Source organism: Pseudomonas sp. WS 5021, assembly GCF_012985535.1.
In the GTDB taxonomy this organism is placed as follows: domain Bacteria; phylum Pseudomonadota; class Gammaproteobacteria; order Pseudomonadales; family Pseudomonadaceae; genus Aquipseudomonas.
This window is the reverse complement of record NZ_JAAQWP010000004.1, coordinates 531,013-550,159: the sequence shown is the minus strand read 5'-3', so window position 1 is coordinate 550,159 and position 19,147 is coordinate 531,013. Positions and strand designations below refer to the sequence as shown.

Here is a 19,147-nt window from a genome sequence, read left to right as displayed (position 1 = left end):
CCCGCCCCCGGGCACGCTAGATCACGGCTTGAGCTCAAACAACGCCGGCATCGGCGGCCATTCGGAAGGCACCTTGCGAAAGTGGCTGAACCCGGCGGCTTGCGCCATCTGCCGTGCGCGCTTCTCGCCCATGAACGCCCCCAGCCCTGCCCCGCCGTGGGACAGTGAACAGGTCATGCAGTACAGGGTGCTCTGCGGGTACATCACTCGACCGAACAGGTTCATGTTCTCGTGAAGCTCATCGGACAGGTTGAGCTCAACCATCAGGTAGGTGCCGTCTTCGGCCGTCGCTGCGCGCAGGTCCTTGAGCATCTGCTGGGGATCGGTGGCATCGTGGATCACCACAAAGGTGGTCACAAAGTCGAATTGCTGGCCTCGCAGGGCATCCGAATCGTTCACTTCAAATTGCACCCGGTCACCGACCCCGGCGGCCTTGGCGTTGGCACGTGCCAGTTCGATGGAAGGCAGGTGGAAGTCGCAGCCGACAATACGGGCCTCGGGGTACGCCTTGGCCATGGTGATCGCCGCCAGGCCAGCACCACAGCCGAAATCCAGCACGCTGCCGCCGGTCTTGAGTTTTTCTTCAACGCCGTCCAGGGAGGGAATCCAGTGTTGGACCAGGTAGTGCTTGTACCAAGGCATGGTCATGCGTTCCATGCCTTTCCAGGTTTCCAGCGGAAACGCCTCTTCGGCGCAACCACCGCCATGGCGAAAGGCTTCGATGACCTTGGGCGCCATGCTCACGAACGGCACACTCAGCTGGATGATCCCCCCGGCAAAATACGGCGAGTCTTCGTCGGCGAGTACCGGCACAAACTCGGCGGGCATCTGGTAGCGGCGGGTTTGCGCGTCGTACGTCACATAATTGCCGGTAACCATGCTGCCCAGCCATTCGCGCAAATAGCGTTGGTTGTAGCCACTCTTTTGCGCCAGTTGCTCCAGGGTCACGGCCTCGCCGTCGGCCAGTGTCTTGAACAAGCCAAGCTGGTCGCCGATGTAGAGCATCGCACCGCGCAGCGTGTTGCCGTAATCCTCCATGATCCGTGCGGAAAACTGCTGGACCTTGGCTTTATCAACTTCCATAACGTTTGACATCTGTCTCTCCTTGATAAGATTGCAAGCCTTCTCAGTAAGCAATAGTCAGCGGGCCGTCACGTTGGACAGCACGTTATCGACAATGCGTTCGGACATCCCCAGATGGCTTCGGGGCTCGAACAGCCGCGCCAGGACGCCTGCATCCATGACAGCGACAACCCGGGCATCGGCCTCGATCGCCGTGCGGATCGACACGTGATCGCGCTGGCTCGCCTGGGACACTTCGAAGATGATCTGGTAGGCACTGCTCTTGCCGAGCTTGCGGGCCATTTCGAACACCACGGCTTCGGTGCAGATCGCATCGCCATAGGCCTGGGCGGTGCATTCCATCTTCTTGACGTTAACGGTCAGCCCGTCGATGGTCTCGGTCAGGATCGAGAGTGCCATCAGCGCATAGTGCGAAACGTCCGCCACCGCACACCATTCCAGGCGTGTGCCACGGTAATCGCGCTCGTGTTCGAGGATCATCGCATCCAGCGCCAGCATGACCTGGGCCTTGGCCAACCGCGCCAGGACCACGACCTGCTCGCAGCCTTCGGGGTTGCGCTTGTGGGGCATGGTGCTGCTGCCAATCTGCTGGTCGCTCCAGCCCACTTCAACTTCGCCGATTTCCCAGCGATTGAGCGTGCGGATTTCGTCGGCCACGCGGGCCAGCGATGCCGTGACCATGGCCAAGGTGCTGACGAACTCTGCGACACGGTCTCGGGACACATGCCATCCCGCCAGGGGCACTTGCAGCGACAAGCGCTGCGCGAAGCGCTCAAGCATAGGCATCGCGTGCGGACCAAACGCTGCCATCGTGCCGACTCCACCAAACAGCTGCACCACCAGTACTCGCTGGCGGGCCTCGGCCAGGCGCTGGCGGTGGCGCAACAGTTCGTCGATCCAGCCGGCGACCTTGAGTCCGAAGGTGGTCGGCAACGCAGGGATCGAATGGGTCCTGGCGACCATCAGCGAATCACGGTGCGCATCGGCCAGCGTCGACAGTTTGCCCAGCAAAGTCTCCAGGGCCAGGTCCATCGCGTCGAGGACGTCGCGCATTTCCAGGGACTGGGCGGTGTCCTGGATGTCCTGGGTGGTGGCGCCGTAGTGCACGAATTCACGGGCACTCGGGCTGCAGTTTTTTTGCAGGGCGCTCAGCAATGGCATCAGCGAATGGCCGGTGGCAGCCACGCCCTCGGCCAGCTGGCGCACATTGATACCCGACAGCAAGGCGGCTTTTTCGATTTCCAGGGCCGCCTCGCGCGGGATGATATTGACATCGGCCTGGGCCATGGCCAGCGCGGCTTCCACATCCAGCCAGCGCTGCAAGCGGCAGTGACTGCAGAAAATCTTGCGGCTCTGCGGGCCGGCATAGCCTGAGCCATGGGTTTTCGAGTCGAGAATGTGGCTGTGTTCGTGGCGGCATTGCTCGCCGTCATGACCAAGGCCGAGGTGTTCCGAACGTGCGGTGCAAGATGCACGGGCTGCCATTTCCATCGTTTGCGAATCCATCACATACCCTCCATCGCGTACTGGGGCTGACCGGGGTTTCCTTGGGTTGCCATCACCGCTTCAAGGCCTTCGCTTGAACAGCGGGGTATTGCTTTGTTCGCCACCAGGTCGACCATCTGTGCTGCAAGCCCGGTGTAGGTGGTCGGGTCAAGCAGGTCGTCGAGCGCTTGGCGGGTAAAACAGCCGTGCAGACGCTTGTCGTTGAGCAGGGCCTGGCGAAAAGAAGCGCCCGCGCCCTGGGCCTGCTGGGCGATTTCGTGGACCAGGTGATGGGCCGTCTGCTTGCCTAAGCGAGGCGCCAGCGCGAGCATCACCCGTTCCGACAGGATCAGCCCGCCCAGCAAATCCAGGTTGCTGCGCATGCGCGCTTCGCGTACATCCAGCCCGGCCAGCAGCACGCCCTCCATACGGGCGAGCAAGGCACCGGCGTAGATGAACAGCTCCGGCAAGGCCGCCCATTCGATGCGCCACGTGGTGCCGTCGCGTTCATGCAGTTGGAACGCCGCATCGGTCAGCGCGAGCATCTGTGCGCGCACCAGCCGCGAAAGCGCGCTGATCAGATCCACCGTCGACGGGTTTTGCTTGTGGGGCATGGTGCTGCTGCCCACTTGCCCTGCCCGGCGGCCTTCGCGCACTTCATCGATCTCGGTGCGCTGCAGGTGGTAGATCTCATTGGCGACCCGGCCCAAGGTCGCCGAAGCCTGGACCAGCAGCCAGGCCGCCTCCAGGATCCGGTCGCGGGCGCTGTGCCAACTGCTCAACGGCGCCCCCAGGCCAAGGCTTTCCAGGGTCCGGCGCTGCACCTCAAGCCCCTGTGGGCCAAACGCCGCCAGGGTGCCCACCGCGCCGGTCAGGTTGCCCACCATTACCCGGGCATGGGCCTCATCGAAGCGCTCAAGGTGTCGATCGATTTCATCGACCCACACCGCGACCTTGTAGCCGAACGTGGTGGGCAGCGCTTGCTGCCCGTGGGTCCTGGCGACCATCGGAGTGTGCTTGTGCCGCAGGGCGAGCGTGAGCAAATGCCCACGAATCCCCCGCAGGCGCTGCAACACCAGGCCCCAGGCATCGCGGACCTGCAAGATAAGCCCGGTGTCGAGGATGTCCTGGGTGGTCACGCCGTAATGCACGTACTCACCCAAGCCATCGGCACACAAGGCCTCCAGGGCGCGAATGGTCGGCACCAGGATGTGCCCGGTTTCCATGCTCTCGCGCCCCAAGGCGTCAAGGTCGAGCAGCTCCACACTGGCCACCCGGGCGATTTCCCGTGCCGCTTCGTGGGGGATGATGCCCATCTGCGCCTGGGTCGCCGCCAGCGCGGTTTCAACATCGAGCCACTTCTGCACCTGATTGGCATCAGAGAAGATCGCGGCAAATTCCGGGGACGAGTAAGCGCCCCCGTGGATACGGGACTCTGTTATATGACTCGGCATGTCTGGGTACTCGCGTTGTCCAGGGAGGGCTACTTAACGCGCTGCACGTGTGCCCAGACAGCGTCGTAATAAGCCCTCTCGAGCCGGAAATGCTGGGCCAGGGAGGTCAGGAATGAATTCTGGAACGCGAGGTCCGGAATACGCCGTGAGATCAGCGCCCACTCACGCTTGGCCCGCGGCGGGACCAGGCTGATATGCACCTCGTAGTACTCCGCGTCGTCCTGGCTCAGGCCAGCGTTGCGCAAGGCGTTGTACAGCTTGCCGTGATTGCCGGGGACCACCAGCTCGGTGATGTAGAACACCGCCAGGCCCCAGCCGACATCCGGGTTGCGAAAGCATCGGGCCCGGTTGTTCAGGTAGGCGACTTCCTCGGGCATGGTCGAGATGGCCTCGAAATCGGCAGACAAGCCCACGGCGCCGAGGAGCTTGGCCAACAGCCGGGGGTGGGAGCGCTGCTCGTCCTCTTCGCCCAGCTCGCCGTACAGGTAACGGCCAAGCGCGGCCGCCTCGTCCACGTCGGTCAGGTTGACCAGCAAGTCCGCGGCATCGCGGTACAGGCGGAAGGTGCGGAACCACTGGTGATGCAGGAACACCTGCAGTTGATCACGGGAGGCCTTGCCTTCAAATATGTACTGCGACATCGGGTGGTTTTCCCGCGACTGCGCGGCGATCTCTTCTTCCAGGCGCTGCTGGAAACCGGCTTCGGACAGGGGCGATGCCAGGTCCGCAGACGGCATGAAGCGCTCTTGCACGCTATAGATGGCATTGGCCAGCCAGCGCCGGGTCGAGGCTGTCGCAACGTCATCGCTCAGCGACAGGATGTACAACAGTTGCTGGCACTGCGCGGCGTTCGCAGCATCGCCCTGGTGGCCCGATTCACACAGGGCGCGCAGCATATTGGCAGCGATTTCGATGCGGTTGAACGTCGCATCGGGTTTGAGCGCCTCGGCCAACAGGCGGGCTTCAGCGGTGTGAATATTCTGCAATTGCGGCAACGAGAAATTACGTGGGCTCATCATGTGCTCCATTTTTTTGTTCTGGGGTCGCTGGGAGGATCACGCGGACAGGCGTTGTGCCTGCATCTGCTGCCACAGGCTGTCGAAGTAGGCCTTGTTGATCTCGAAGTGACGCTTGAGCGCACGCATGAACGTGCGCTGGAAGCCGTCGTCGCTGGCGAACTTGGCAATCAGAGCCCACATTTCCTCGGTATCGATCTCATCCTGGGTGCCGTGCAGGCGGTGGAATTCACTAGGCCCCTCTGGCACATCGAGGCGCTGCAACAGCTCATAGATGCGCCGATGGTTGACGCAACTGACCGACTCGACGGCGTACAGCAGCGCCAGTCCCCAGGCCACATCGGTGTGGCGCACACAACGAATGCGATTGTTCAGGTAGGCCTTTTCCAGGGGATGCAGTGCCGGGAAATCGATTGCCAACGGAATATCGAAATACTCCATGAGGTGGGCCAGCATCGCCGGGTGCGAGCGCTCAGGTGTCTCCGCCCCCGCTTCGCCGTAGAGGTTGCGGTAAAACACCGAGGCGTCCTCGATGGCTTCGAAGCGAAAGGCCAGTTCCGCCAACAGGCTGTAGAAGTTGTAGGAGCGGGTCCAGTGGTGTTCCAGGAAGAAACGCACGTCTTGCGCAGGCGGCGTGCCCTGGAACAGGTGCAGCGACATGGGGTGGTTGACCCGGCTGCGAGCGGCGATTTCTGCGTCGACCTGCTTGCGGAACTCATCCACCGGCAGCGCGGTGAAACTTGGCAGGTCGGCGGCGAACTCATCTTCGACGCGGTACACCTCACTGGCCATCCAGCGCCGGGTCGGCTCGGTGCGCGGATCGCCGGGAATGTGCAGTTGCAGCAGTGCTGACTGGTAGTGGGCGTAGGCGCCGGTGTCTCCCGACAGGCCTTGGCGGGTCAGGGCGAGCAGCGCGTCCAGCGCGCCAGTGACTTGGGCGTATTGCGCGCCGGGCTTTAAAGCATCAGCCATCAGCGCCGAAGCGTTGTTGCACTGATGGGCGTCCGAGCGTTGTTGCAGGGTAGCAGTATCCATTGATAACCCCTTGATCCTTGTTTTTATGATTTTTTGCGTACTCGAAAAAAAAGCCTAAAGGTTCCTCCAGTGGCAAGGTCAATACCTGTAGGACAATTCTTTTTAATAGAGTTGAAACAGCCAGCATCCATTGGTGATTCACTCGCCGATGGCTGACCAACGGCGAGGTGAACAGGCTTCAGGACGCCGCGGGAACCGTCACAAGAAATGGCACGGTACGAATCTGGTCGCCGCCCTTGAATTGAATCCACAAGGCGTAAGGGCCCGCATGCGCAGGTTTGGCATGCAGCATCAACTGCGCCGACACCGCGCCTGGCTCGCCATGCCCGGCGTGGGCGGCCTGCCCTGGCATTGGCGCCGCCATGGCATGCGCGTGCACGTAGTCCAGCTCATCGGTACTGACGAACACCGCATGGGCCGCCACCCCCAGGTAGGTGTCCAGGTCCTGGGCCGGCTTGCCATCCTTGAGCACCGTCAGCGACATCATGCTTTCGCTGCCGGCACGCAGGGCCGAAGTGTCCAACTTGACCGTGTAGGGCCCATCGCTACCCTGCTCCGGTTTGGCCGGCGCCTGGGCCACCGCCTCGGTGGCGCCCTGCACCGGCACCTCGAAGCGCACCACCTGCTGGCCGAGCCCGCTCGGTACGGCATCGGCATAGACGTAATAGGTGCCCGGCCGAGGAAACTTCATCGCGACCTTGAAACGACCGTCAGCGCCCAGCTTGGCCGCATGCTCATGGATAAAGCTGGTGAAATGGCTGTCGGTCGCCAGCACATGAAGGCGCTGGGTCAGTTCTTCGTCAAACTGCACGATCGGTTGCCCGGTGGCCTTGTCGGTAAAGGCGATCGACAACTCACGTGTCAGCGGCCCGGTTTCCTTGACGATCAGCGCTCCCACGGCCTTTTCACTCTCGCCGGGCAAGGCGAACGTGCCTTTGATGCTTTCCTGGGCTGCCATCGACGGCATTGCCGCCGCGCCTAGCACTGCCAGGCCAACGGTCAGAACCTGCTTGGTATCCATATGGGTGACTCCTCATTCGATAAATGGTGGCTTGCGCCAGGAAATCTGCCGCCTCGCCGTCCTTCGCCGAACACCGCAAGCACAGCGCTTGCGTACAACAACGGCGTCTAACGCAGCGCCGCAGCGCCGCTGCACACCTGCCCCGCCTGCTCGCAGATCTGCCAGCCACCGCCGAGCGCCTTGTAGATGCCGACCACCGCCAAGCGCTGCTCGGTGCGCGCCACGGTCAGTGCGCGGCGGCTGGTGAAGTCCGCGCGCTCTGCCTCCAGTACGTCCAGGTACACCCCCTCACCGTCCGTGAAGCGCGTGCGGGCCAACCTCGCCGCCTCGCGATTGGCCGCGGCCTCCAGCAGTCGCAGGCCCAGGGTGCTGCCCGCCGCACTGTTGGCCTGGAACGCGTCATCGGTTTCCTGCAGGGCGCGTAATACGGTCTGGTCGTAGCTGATCAATGCCGCCTGGGTGCGCGCCTCGCTGGCGGCAATCCGCGCACGTACGCGCCCAGTGTCCAGCAGCGACCAGCGAATGACTGGTGCAATAAAGTTCGACTGCATGCCCGAATCGCCCAAGGCGCCGAGGCTTCCGGCCAGCAGGCCGATGGAGCCCTGCACCTGGATGTCCGGATACAGACCGGCTGTTTCCACGCCGATCTGCGCGGTCTCGGCCGCCAGCACACGTTCGGCTGCGGCGATATCGGCGCGCCGGGCCAGCAAGCCGGCCGGGTCGCCCACCTGCAGGGTGCGCAGGTTCAAGGTCTCACGACCGGGCCTGGCCTGCGGTGGCTTGAACCCTTGCGGCGCCTGCCCCAGCAAGACCGCTAGTGCATTGGTAGTGGTTGCGCGACGCCGCTCAAGGCCGGGGGCGACCGCCTCGACATTGCGCAGCAAGGCCTCGGCTCGCAGCCGATCGAACTCGGTGGCGGCCCCCACACTGACCAAATGCTCCACCAGGCCCAGGCTGTCGCGCTGGCTTTGACTGATGTCAGCCACCACCGTCTGCTCGGCTTCGACCCCTTGCAGCTCGAACCAGGTCGCGGCAACCGTGGCGGCAACGCTCGCCTGTACGCTGCGCAGCAACGCCTGGCGCGAGCCCGCCTGGGCCTGCGCGGCCTCCACCGAGCGCCGGACGCGGCCAAACAAGTCGATTTCCCAGGCGGCATCCAGCGCTGCGCGCGTGGTTTCAAGGGAGCGCTGCTGGCCGGACGGCGTCTCGACTTCGCTGCGCTGTCGGTGCTCATACCCTAACGCGGCACCGCCGCTGGGCAAGAAGCCCTGGCGGCTCTCGCGCAGCATCGCCTTGGCTTCGTCGAGCCGCGCGGTGGCGATGCCGATATCGTGGTTGGCCGCCAGCGCCTGCTGGATCAGTTGGCTGAGGGCCGGCTCATCGAACACACGCCACCACTGCACCTCGACCTCGCCCGTACCGAGACCGGCGATGGGTGCGCCGAAGCTCGCCGGCCGTTGCGCGGCGGGCAGCACCGGCGCGGAATAATCGGGCCCGACTGCGGTGCAGCCAGTCACCAGGAGCGACGACAACAGAAACGCTTGATAGGCCAATCTCATGACGCGCTCTCCTCCAATTGCAGCTTGGGACTCGCGCCCTTGCGCTGCAAACGCAGGGCAAGGCTGCGCATCACCACATAGAACACCGGCGTCAGGAACAGACCGAACAGCGTCACCCCCAGCATCCCGGCAAACACCGCAACCCCCATGGCATGGCGCATCTCGGCCCCGGCTCCGCTGGCAAATACCAGCGGCACCACGCCAGCGATGAACGCCAGTGAGGTCATCAGGATCGGCCGCAAGCGCAGTTGGCACGCGTGGATAACCGCTTCCAGCGGGCTGGCGCCTTCGGCTTCAAGGCTGCGGGCAAACTCGACAATCAGGATCGCGTTTTTCGCCGCCAGCCCCACCAGCACCACCAACCCGATCTGCACGAACACGTTGTTGTCGCCGTCCACCAACCAGACGCCAATGATCGCGCTGAGCAGACACATGGGCACAATCAGCAAGACCGCCAGGGGCAGCAGCCAGCTGTTGTACTGCGCGGCCAGGATCAGGTAGGCCAGCAACACACACAGCGGGAAAATAAACAGAGCCGATGACCCGGCGAGCTTTTGCTGGTAGGTCAAGTCCGTCCATTCAAAGGTCACACCCTCGGGCAGCACCTCCTGCGCCAGGCGCTCCATGAGCGCGACGGCCTGCCCCGAACTGACCCCCGGCATCGCTCCGCCGGAGATGTCGGCCGAGGGGTAGCCGTTGTAGTGAATCACCCGATCGGGTCCGGAACTCGGTGTGACGGTGACAAACGCCGACAACGGCAGCATGTCCCCGGCCGCGTTGCGCACCTGCAGGCGGCCGATGGCTTCGGCCTGCATGCGGTGGTCCGCGTCGGCCTGGGCCGTCACCTTGTAGGTGCGGCCGAAACGGTTGAAGTCGTTGACATACAGCGAACCGAGGTAGACCTGCAAGGACTCGAACACATCGGCCAGCCGCACCCCCTGGCTCTTGACCTGGGTGCGGTCGATATCGACATTCAACTGAGGCGCGTTGACGTCAAGGCTGGTCATCAACCCAGCGACCTGGCCCGACTCGGTGGCTTTGGTCATCAGCACCTGGGTCTGCTGCACCAGAGCCTGGAGCCCGACCCCGCCACGGTCCTCGACCTGCAGCTTGAAGCCGCCGGTCACCCCAAGGCCGGGCACTGGCGGCGGTGGGAATACGCCGAGGAAACCGTCGGGAATGTTCGCGAACTTGGCTTGCAGGCGCCCGGCGATGGCAACCGCCGCCATGTCCGCAGAGGTACGCTCTTTGAACGGATCAAGCATGATGAACATCACCGCGGCATTCGGTACGTTAACGAAGCCGTTGACCGACAACCCAGGGAATGCCACCACGCTTTCGACCCCTGGTTCATCCAGGGCGATTTTCGACATTTGCCGCACCACTGCGTCGGTGCGATCCAGGGAGGCCGCGTTGGGCAATTGGGCGATGCCTACCAGGTAGTACTTGTCTTGCATCGGTACGAAGCCCGCCGGTACAGCACTGAAGCCGAACCAGGTCAGCGCCAGCAACCCACCATAAACCAACAGCGCCACGCCGCGACGGCCCACCACCTTGCGCACCGTGTTGCCATACGCCTGCGGTGCCCGCTGGAACGGCCGGCTCAGCACCTGCACCAGGTGCGCGGCGCGACCGCGCAGGCTACGCGGATCATGTACCACGGCGGCACCGCGCGGGCGCAGCAACAGTCCGGCGAGTGCCGGGCTGAGGGTCAGGGAGTTGACCGCCGACAGGATCGTGGAAATCGCGATGGTCAGCGCGAACTGCCGATAAAACTCACCTTGCAAGCCACTGAGGAAGGCCGTGGGGATGAACACCGCAGCCAGTACCGAGGTGATCGCAATGATCGGCCCGGTCACCTCGCCCATCGCTCGTCGCGCAGCCTGCGTCGGCTCCTCGCCGTTCTCGATATGCCGCTCGACGTTCTCCACCACCACGATTGCATCGTCGACCACGATGCCGATGGACAGCACCAGGCCGAACAACGACAGGGTATTGAGGGAAAAGCCCATCAGATGCATGACCGCAAAGGTGCCGATAATCGACACCGGCACGGCCATCAACGGGATCAGGGATGCGCGCCAGTTACGCAGGAACACCACCACCACCAGGACCACCAGCAGGATCGCTTCCATCAGGGTGATGGCCACTGACTCCAGCGATGCGCGCACAAACACTGTCGGGTCATAGGCAATCCGCGACACCATCCCCTCGGGGAAGTTGGCCTCCAGGCGCTGCATGGTATCGCGCACCGCCTGCGCCACATCGAGCGCGTTGGCGCCCGGGCTCTGGATGATCTGCAAGGCAACGGCCGGCTCGCCATCCAACAGGCTGCGCAACGCGTACGCATCGGCGCCCATTTCCACACGGGCCACATCGCGCAGGCGCGTCACCTGGCCGTTATCGCCGGTGCGGATGATGATGTCGCCAAACTGCTCCTCGTCCGTCAGGCGCCCGAGGGTATTGACCGTGACCTGGAATGCCGCACTGGAGTCAGGCGCCTGGCCGACCGAGCCGGCCGCCACTTGCACGTTCTGCTCACGCACGGCGCTGATCACGTCGCCTGCGGTCAAGCCACGGGCGGCGATCAGGTCCGGGTCGAGCCACAGACGCATGCTGTACTCGCCCGCACCCCACACCAGCACGTCGTTGATCCCCGGAATCCGCGACAGCTCATCGCGCACCTGGAGGTAGGCATAGTTGGAGATATAGAGCGGGTCGTAACGTTGGTCAGGCGACAGCAGGTGGACCACCATGAGGATGTCCGGGGAGGTCTTCTGCGTGACCACGCCGAGGCGCTGTACCTCTTCGGGCAAACGCGGCAGGGCCCGCGAGACGCGGTTTTGCACCTGGATCTGCGCCATGTCCGCGTTGGTGCCCTGGGCAAACGTTGCGGTCAGGATCATGCGGCCATCGGTCGCCGATTGCGACGTCATGTACAGCATGCCCTCGACCCCGGTGATCACCTGCTCAAGTGGCGCCGCCACCGTCTCGGCGATCACCTGGGGGTTGGCGCCCGGATAGGATGCGGTCACTTGCACGGTGGGCGGCGTCACGGCGGGGTATTCGCTGAGCGGCAAATGAAAGAAGGCCACGATGCCAGCGATCATCATCAACACCGACAGCACGATGGCGAAGATCGGCCGGTCAATGAAAAAGCGTGGGAAGCTCATTGCACGCCCCCCATGACCAGCGGTGCATCCAACGGCGCGCCGTCGATGTTGGCGGCCAGCGGCGTCACCTGCATGCCGGGGCGCACCAGCCCCTTGACCACAATGCGCTCACCCGGCTGCAGGCCCTGCTCAATCACCCGCAGGCCGTTGGCCATCGGCCCCAGCTCGACGGGGCGGTATTCGGTCTTGTCGCCTGCGCCGACCACCAATACATAGCGGCGACCCTGGTCAGTGCCGATGGAGTGGTCGGCCACCAACACCCGGGGTTGCGGCGCGCCGGTGTCCAGCTTGACCTTGGCGAACAGCCCCGGCGTCAGGCGCCCGTCGGGGTTATCGACCACTGCACGCGCACGCACTGTGCCGGTCTTGCGGTCGGCCGCATTCGCCAGGAAGTCCACCCGCCCGGCCCGCGCATAGTTTGCGTCGTTAAGCATCGCCACCATGACCTTGGCGGCCTTTTCCCCCTTGGACGCGGCATCCTCCCGAGTCGCGGCGAGCGAGCGCAGGTAGGTGCGTTCATCGACATCGAAATACACATGCAACGGGTCAATGGAGACGATCGTCGTCAGCGGCGTCACCCCACGGGTGACGTAGTTGCCCTCCGTGACCAGGGCACGGTCCACGCGACCGCTGATGGGCGCGGTGACACGGGTGTAACTCAAATCCAGTTGGGCGGCGTCCAGCGCTGCCCTGGCGGCATCAACCTGGGCCCTGCCGGCGTTCAGCGAAGCAATGGCAGTGTCGAGCCGATCACGCGCCACCACTTTTTTGGCGAACAGTTGCTCGGCTCGGCCATGCTCGGCCTGGGCCAGCAATGCGTTGGCCTGCGCCTCACGCAAGCGCCCCTTGGCAGCGTTCAGCGCGGCCTGGAATTCCCGTGGGTCAATCACAAACAAAAGACTGCCCTTGGCCACGGATTGGCCTTCGGGCACGCTGACCTGTTGCAGGTAACCACTGACACGCGGGCGCAGCTCAACCTGCTCAATCGCGGTCAAGGAACCGGTGTATTCGACAAACGGAGTCACCGGCTGCGCAACCACCTCGGCCACCGGCACACCAGGCGGCTTGGCGGCATCAGCCACAGGCGCGCTCTCCTTACAGCCACCCAGCGTGAACACGACAGCTATCGCCACGGCGCCCAGGGTTATTCGCTTGCCGTACATCGTGTACCTCCTTGTAATTTTCAGGACAAACCAACACTTGAGGTTTTATCCGGCTTGCCATGAGGGGAAGGTCAAGTGTTATGAAAATGACAGGTGGGGTTTGTTTGAGGCTTGAGCGTGCGGGGTGATTTTCGAGCACATACAATCTCGGGTGCGCGGCTGCGGGGGCTAGACGCAGATCGATCAGAGATATCTGACGCGCGCGCTCAGGGAGGATCGGGAGGAGGCGGTTGTTATAAGGGATGGAAGGCTCAAGAGATGCCGGATAGTTTTGCGCGGGTTTTGCGCAGGCACAAAAAAGCCGATCTAGCTGATCGGCTTAAGTGTCTGACTTTAGTCAGGAAATATGGTCGGGACGGAGTGATTCGAACACTCGACCCCTAGCACCCCATCTCCTTTTTCATACGTCTTGAAAGCTTCCACAATTTTACTCTGGAATTTTCTAAGCTAGTATTTACTTGAGCTCCAGCGGTGTTCTGCTCTAAGTGAGTCCAGTAACGTCCACCAAGAGCCGACGGTTTTGTGGGGGTAAAAGTAGGGGGAGCCCGTTTTATGGCCAAAATCACCATCAAAGAACTCGAGTCACTGACTGCCAACGATGCCGGCCGCATCCTCCGGGAGGATGGCAATCTGGCCGGTCGAATCTCAGTCCGCAAGGACGGTGTGTCGGTCAGCTTTTTCTATCGTTATCGCTGGGGCGACCAGAACAAAGAGTACGCCTGCGGAACCTGGCCGCGCAAATCCCTGACGGACATCCGCAAGGCGCGTAACCAGGCCAGGGCGCTCATTGATGAGCAAATCAATCCCAACGAGCACAAGAAAACCGCCAAGGCACAGGCATACGCCGCAGCTAACGTAGAGGCCGAACAAGTAAAAACGACGAAGGTGCAAACGCTGACCGTCCAGGATCTGGCTAACGCTTGGCTGGTGGATGGCGTCGCGCGCAAAGACGGCAATGCCGAGTTGCAACGACGTTTTAATAAGGACCTTTACCCTGCACTAGGCAAGACGTCAGTCAGCAGTGTTTCCGAGCACGATGTTCGGGCATTGATCCGGACAGTCGTTAGCCGCGGCGCTCACCGACAAGCCATCAGTTTCTTCGCCGACCTCACCCAGATGTTCAGCTGGGCCAGAAAGCGTCAGCCCTGGCGGGCCTTATTGATCGAGGGCGATCCGACTGAGCTGGTCGACATCTCACCCTTGATCCCTGCCGACTACGAAGCGGAAAGAAGCCGCATCCTTTCCCCGGCTGAGCTGTTGGAACTGCACAACCGCTTTCAGCAAATGACCGCCGATTACAACGCCCTACCCGCTGGGCAAAAATACGACGGCATACGGCCGTTAAAGAAGGAAACCCAACTCGCGCTCTGGATCAGTCTGGGCACCCTGTGTCGGATAGGCGAGTTGCTGCAGGCCGAATGGAAAAATGTCGATCTGGACCAGCAGATCTGGTTCCTCCCCAGCGAAAATGTCAAAGGCACTCGTGGCAAGAAACAGGACCACCATGTCTTCCTCTCGCCTTTCGCCCTGCATTTCTTTCAGGAACTCAAGACCCTGACGGGAGATTCCCAGTGGTGCTTTCCGAACAAGCAGGATGACGGACATGTGGACGTGAAGGTGGTGAGTAAACAGGTCGGCGATCGCCAGGCCCGGTTCAAAAACCGCAAGGCCCTCTCCAGACGGCGTCACGACAATACCTTGGTCCTTGCCGACGGCCAGAACGTCGACTGGACGCCGCATGACCTGCGCCGCACGGGCGCGACCATGATGCAAGCTTTGGGGGTCAGCCTGGACGTCATCGACCGCTGCCAAAACCATGTACTGGCCGGTTCACGGGTGAGACGCCATTATTTGCACCACGACTATGCCGAAGAGAAGAAAAACGCCTGGAACCTGTTAAGCGATCGACTCAGTGCCGTGCTGTCCTCAACTTACGAGCACACGCCAAACGAGTCGATGTTGTCTTTTCCAGCGTACGCGACGCCAGAGACGCGAACACCGACATAGGCTGTTGCACCCAGAGTTTCCCGGAATTCAACATCCGCGACACCCTGTGTTATGACCTTAAATTCGCGATGAGGAAAGGTGACAGACTGCATGTACACATTCGTGAGCTTCACCGTCGTGGAACTGTTCGAAAAAGTATGGCAAACACCCATGGTCAAACTGGCCCACGAAATTGGTGTTTCCGACGTCGCCGTCGCCAAAGCTTGTCGCAAAGCCGGCATCCCTCTCCCTGGGCGTGGCCACTGGGCCAAATCGGAAAAGCAGCGACAACGCAAACCCAAACCTCCTCAGGTCGAAGGCAATGTCCGATTCCAAGTGCTCGACCGTGACAACTCGCTCGTCACGACTGGCACTGATTTGAACTCACCTATAGTCCGGCGAACGATTGAAGCCCCCTATCAATTAACCGAGCCTCACGCGCTAGTGAGTCAATGGCTAAAGAGCGCAAAAACATCGAAGGTCAAGGACGGCTACCTCGATTACGCAGGCAAGCGTGTCTTGAATGTGATGATTTCGTCGACATTGATAGAACGCTGCGCAATCCTTTTTGATGCATTGATCAAAGAGGGTGAGGCTGAAGGTTGTTCATGGAAGATCAACGCTGAAGGAAAAACAGTCGTCACGGTCAACGATGAGCCAATAGCCGTGCGACTCGTGGAGCGATTAGACAAGCATCCGATCCCACCGCCACCTCCCCCAAAACGCCGCCCAGGTGCTCCATGGGAGCCTAATTTCATGTCCCTACGAAGCCCACAGTTTGAATGGGTCTCAACGGGCGAACTGACGTTGCAGATTGAAGCGCGGATGGATTACGGAGAACGGAAAAACTGGAAGGACACCAAGACCGCGCCGCTCGAGAAAAAACTTTCTAGCATCCTGGCGGGCTTAAGTTCCGCATCAGTTTCTATCAAGGTCCTCAGAGAGAAAGAGGAGGCAAGAAATCGTGAATGGGCTGAAGATGAAAGACGACGTCTTGAACGAGCCCGTGCAACAGAGACTCAACGTCGCCTCAGACTGAGTGTTGTTAAACATACTGAGCGATGGGAACGAGCCGAGCGCTTACGAGCCTTCATAAAAGCGGTGGAAGATCGGCTGAAAACTGCCTCGGTCGCAGATCACGAAATGGCAAATCCTTGGATCGACTGGGCTCGCAAGCAGGCTGATCTCTTGGATCCTTTGCAGGGAAATCTGGCATTAATTAGCACGTTGGACGTGGAGCTAGAAAGCTGGTTCAGTGGCTCACACTACGGACAGGCAGAGAAAGGTTGGTGGTCTGAGTAGTCGACAACGATGTAGACCTCAGGAAACACGACTTTGAATGGGTTCTAATCGCAACGTTTAGACAATTGGTCATCGCAAATTTCCCTACTGCTACGCTGTCCTCACACGGAGAATAACCAATGACGAATTCAGACCTGCTCCCTTCCCTGCTTTTCAAAATCAATCAAAACCAACTCGCCCTCGAAGCTGCCATCATGGAACTAACACTTTGGGTCGAGCACCGCGGATCCGCTGACGTCGCCGAAAATGTTCGCGGTGCGCTAGATACAATCAGCAAAAACGAAGAGTTCATCAAAATGACACTCGCGGTGCTGATGACGCCGAAGTGACATAATCGGGAGAGCGCATATGAGGCGTCGCTTAATGCCTTCGCGGGTAAAACTATCCATACAACTCCCGGGGATGACTGTACTGCCCATGCACCGTAGGCATCTCCAACCTACGCTTTGACTGCACCGTCGAGCAGCAGATCGAATCCACTTTAGACGTCCTTAACTCAAATCATTCAGCGCCTCGATCAGCTCACTCTTACGCATAGTTGAACGCCCGGATATTCGGTGTTTACGAGCTCGCTCCATAAGCTCATTTTTGCTCATATCCTCTAATCGCTGATCAGTACGCGGGGCACCTTGTCGTGTTGCTGCAGCTTGGCGGGCTGATGACTCTCGGGCTTTAGCCTTTTTTGCCTCGGTGGTTTTCTGCGCAGAGCCACCTTTTCGTTCGCCGCCACCTGACTGTTTATTAACTGTTCCCCAAGCACGACTTGCTGCTTCATCTTTGGGAACCCCTTTAGCCTCGTAGCTATCTTCGATATGTTTCGCTTTCCGTTTTTGGTTATCGGTGTACTTGTCTTTATCCCCTCGCGGCATGATCGCATCCTCTTAGTTGCTGAACACATTGCCTACATTTGTGGAACATCCAAATCCAACCACGTTCAGGCCGGCCGTTTAATGGCTTTCCGAATATCACCGCCAAGACTAGCCGCTTTCGCAGTAAAATAACTCATTCCGGATGTGGGCACATCAAGCGCTGAGCAGCGCCCACACAAATCAGGCATTGATCTGAATCACCCTTCTATTGTCGTAAAGGATTTTGGCCCAGCGGTTCACGATTGCCTGGGCCGTCAATTATTGCCTACTCTCGTCGGCCTTTCCTTCTTGCATCTTTACAGAGGACTTGGTGCCACTGGAGTTGTCTTTCGTTGCATTATCGGCGCTGTCAAAGCATCCATGAAGCATGAATACACTGCAAAAGCCCAAGCATATACTCAACTTTTTCATGATCGTTTACCTACTGGCGAGTGAGTCAAATACAGCGCAAAATCTCAAAACCGATCATCGCACCGCTCTAAACCTACTTTATTAAATCCACCTTCAAGCGCGAGCCTGCATACGTCTGGGCGCTCCACTCTTTTTGCACCACCGCTGCGGTCCCAAAGAACTCCTGGGGAATACACTCACCGGGAGAGCATTAAGGCTTTTCTTCAGAATAGGACGCCGGCCCGATGCGAGCCGGCAAAAAGTTGGCTGTTCATTCTATGCTGCTGGCTTGAGTACGACCTTCGTCCAGCCATCGTCACGTGCGTCGAAGTGCTTATAGGCACCTGGGCCCTCGGCGAGCTTGAGACGATGAGAAATGATCTGAGAAGGTTTTGCGCGACCATGATGGATAAGCTCGGCCAAGCGACGGTTGTAGACTTTGACGTTAGCCTGCCCAGTTCGAATCTGCTGCCCCTTGAACCAGAAAGCGCCGAAATCGAAGGCCATCTTGCCTTCTTTGGCGAGTTCATTTTTAGCGCCGGGATCCTGAGGTACGAACACACCAACGACTCCGATACCCCCAGTCGCTTTTGTCGAGGCAACAAGGTTATTCATGGTGAGGTGATTGGTTTCATGACCGTGGCGGTCGCAGCATTGATAACCAACACACTCACATCCTCGATCGGTGCCTTTGCCGTGAGTCAGATTTAAGATTTGGTCCACTGCCTCTTTCTCAAGCGAGTTGATGGGCGTAGCACCCATCTGAGCGGCGAGCTTTAAACGGTCGGGATGATTGTCGACCACGAACACCTGAGAGGCGCCCTTGATCATTGCTGAGTGGGCGGCCATTAAACCCACCGGGCCGGCGCCATAGATGGCAATGCTCTCCCCAGGAAGGAGGCCCGCCAGCTCGGTTGCATGCCAGCCGGTTGGGAAGATATCCGACAGCATGACGTAATCTTCTTCACGCTCTTGCGCGTCGTCGGGCAGCACCAGGCAATTGAAGTCGGCATACGGCACCCGTAGCAGCTCTGCCTGCCCGCCCTGATAAGGCCCCATATCAGCAAATCCGTAGGCCGCGCCCGCACTACCTGGGTTAGCGGTCAGGCAGAATCCGGTCAGGCCTTTTTCACAGTTTTCGCAAAAACCGCAGCCGATGTTAAATGGCAGACATACACGGTCTCCTACCTTGACTCGATCTACGCCGGCGCCTACTTCAACGACCTCGCCGAGGTTCTCATGGCCAAACACTCTGCCGGTTTCGAAAGAGGTTCGGCCTTCATACATATGCAGATCAGATCCGCAGATATTAGTGGCCGTCACCCGCACCAGAACGTCCGTAGGTTTTTCGATTTTGGCGTCCGGCACATTTTGCACACTGACGTCACGGGGGCCGTTGTAAACGATGGCTTTCATTACATTCTCCCAGAGGCAAGACGAAAGGGATTTTTCGTCAGCACATGTTTAGTCTGTCCGAGAGAGCAAATCGTATGTTCAATAAATTCGAGGCATGTCTGACGAGCGGTACATTCTCAAAATCGCTCAAAAAATCTGAATTATTCGCCCTCGTATCCCTCTCTTTTTTATCGATAGAGATTGAGAGGTTGGCTT

14 protein-coding genes are annotated in these 19,147 nt (G+C 60.3%); 3 read left to right on the top strand and 11 right to left on the bottom strand.

What is annotated here, in order from left to right; genetic code table 11:
• Positions 1 to 21 precede the first annotated feature (21 nt).
• The 9 genes from HBO19_RS16080 to HBO19_RS16040 form a co-directional block, all read right to left on the bottom strand.
• Positions 22 to 1,095, bottom strand: coding sequence for a class I SAM-dependent methyltransferase (locus HBO19_RS16080; RefSeq protein WP_169956070.1), 1,074 nt, complete (start codon positions 1,093 to 1,095; stop codon positions 22 to 24).
• Positions 1,096 to 1,140: 45 nt separating this feature from the next.
• Positions 1,141 to 2,589 carry an adenylosuccinate lyase family protein gene (locus tag HBO19_RS16075; RefSeq protein ID WP_169956068.1) on the bottom strand — a complete coding sequence of 483 codons (1,449 nt, stop codon included), beginning with the start codon at positions 2,587 to 2,589 and terminating at the stop codon, positions 1,141 to 1,143.
• Positions 2,589 to 4,022, bottom strand: a complete 1,434-nt coding sequence (gene purB, locus HBO19_RS16070; protein ID WP_170057837.1) for an adenylosuccinate lyase — start codon at positions 4,020 to 4,022, stop codon at positions 2,589 to 2,591. The genes HBO19_RS16075 and purB overlap by 1 nt, the downstream gene beginning before the upstream one ends.
• Positions 4,023 to 4,051: 29 nt before the next feature.
• Positions 4,052 to 5,038 carry an HOASN domain-containing protein gene (locus tag HBO19_RS16065; protein WP_169956064.1) on the bottom strand — a complete coding sequence of 329 codons (987 nt, stop codon included), beginning with the start codon at positions 5,036 to 5,038 and terminating at the stop codon, positions 4,052 to 4,054.
• A 39-nt stretch (positions 5,039 to 5,077) separates the two neighbouring features.
• On the bottom strand, positions 5,078 to 6,073 hold the full coding sequence (locus HBO19_RS16060) for an HOASN domain-containing protein (protein WP_169956062.1): 996 nt from the start codon (positions 6,071 to 6,073) through the stop codon (positions 5,078 to 5,080).
• Between the two features lie 178 nt (positions 6,074 to 6,251).
• On the bottom strand, positions 6,252 to 7,094 hold the full coding sequence (locus HBO19_RS16055) for a hypothetical protein (RefSeq protein ID WP_169956060.1): 843 nt from the start codon (positions 7,092 to 7,094) through the stop codon (positions 6,252 to 6,254).
• Positions 7,095 to 7,201: 107 nt separating this feature from the next.
• Positions 7,202 to 8,653, bottom strand: a complete 1,452-nt coding sequence (locus HBO19_RS16050; protein ID WP_170057836.1) for an efflux transporter outer membrane subunit — start codon at positions 8,651 to 8,653, stop codon at positions 7,202 to 7,204.
• Positions 8,650 to 11,826 (bottom strand): efflux RND transporter permease subunit, encoded by a 3,177-nt coding sequence (locus HBO19_RS16045; protein ID WP_170043468.1) that lies wholly within the window; start codon positions 11,824 to 11,826, stop codon positions 8,650 to 8,652. The genes HBO19_RS16050 and HBO19_RS16045 overlap by 4 nt, the downstream gene beginning before the upstream one ends.
• Positions 11,823 to 12,989: an efflux RND transporter periplasmic adaptor subunit gene (locus HBO19_RS16040; protein WP_170057835.1), complete on the bottom strand. Its 1,167-nt coding sequence runs from the start codon at positions 12,987 to 12,989 to the stop codon at positions 11,823 to 11,825. Before HBO19_RS16040 ends, HBO19_RS16045 begins: the two co-directional genes overlap by 4 nt.
• 552 nt (positions 12,990 to 13,541) lie before the next feature.
• Here HBO19_RS16040 and HBO19_RS16035 point away from each other — a divergent pair.
• The 3 genes from HBO19_RS16035 to HBO19_RS16025 all read left to right on the top strand — a co-directional run bounded on the left by HBO19_RS16035 (position 13,542) and on the right by HBO19_RS16025 (position 16,606).
• Positions 13,542 to 14,996 carry a site-specific integrase gene (locus HBO19_RS16035; RefSeq protein ID WP_170057834.1) on the top strand — a complete coding sequence of 485 codons (1,455 nt, stop codon included), beginning with the start codon at positions 13,542 to 13,544 and terminating at the stop codon, positions 14,994 to 14,996.
• A gap of 90 nt (positions 14,997 to 15,086) precedes the next feature.
• Positions 15,087 to 16,277: a hypothetical protein gene (locus HBO19_RS16030; protein ID WP_170057833.1), complete on the top strand. Its 1,191-nt coding sequence runs from the start codon at positions 15,087 to 15,089 to the stop codon at positions 16,275 to 16,277.
• 119 nt (positions 16,278 to 16,396) lie between these two features.
• The gene (locus HBO19_RS16025; RefSeq protein ID WP_170057832.1) at positions 16,397 to 16,606 is read left to right on the top strand and encodes a hypothetical protein; all 210 of its coding nucleotides are present in this window, start codon (positions 16,397 to 16,399) and stop codon (positions 16,604 to 16,606) included.
• Between the two features lie 162 nt (positions 16,607 to 16,768).
• Here the strand turns inward: HBO19_RS16025 and HBO19_RS16020 are convergent, their stop codons facing one another.
• A complete protein-coding gene (locus HBO19_RS16020; RefSeq protein ID WP_170057831.1) occupies positions 16,769 to 17,146 on the bottom strand; it encodes a Rho termination factor N-terminal domain-containing protein in 378 nt (125 codons plus the stop codon).
• A 666-nt stretch (positions 17,147 to 17,812) separates the two neighbouring features.
• Positions 17,813 to 18,952 (bottom strand): glutathione-independent formaldehyde dehydrogenase, encoded by a 1,140-nt coding sequence (locus HBO19_RS16015; protein WP_170057830.1) that lies wholly within the window; start codon positions 18,950 to 18,952, stop codon positions 17,813 to 17,815.
• Positions 18,953 to 19,147 lie beyond the last annotated feature (195 nt).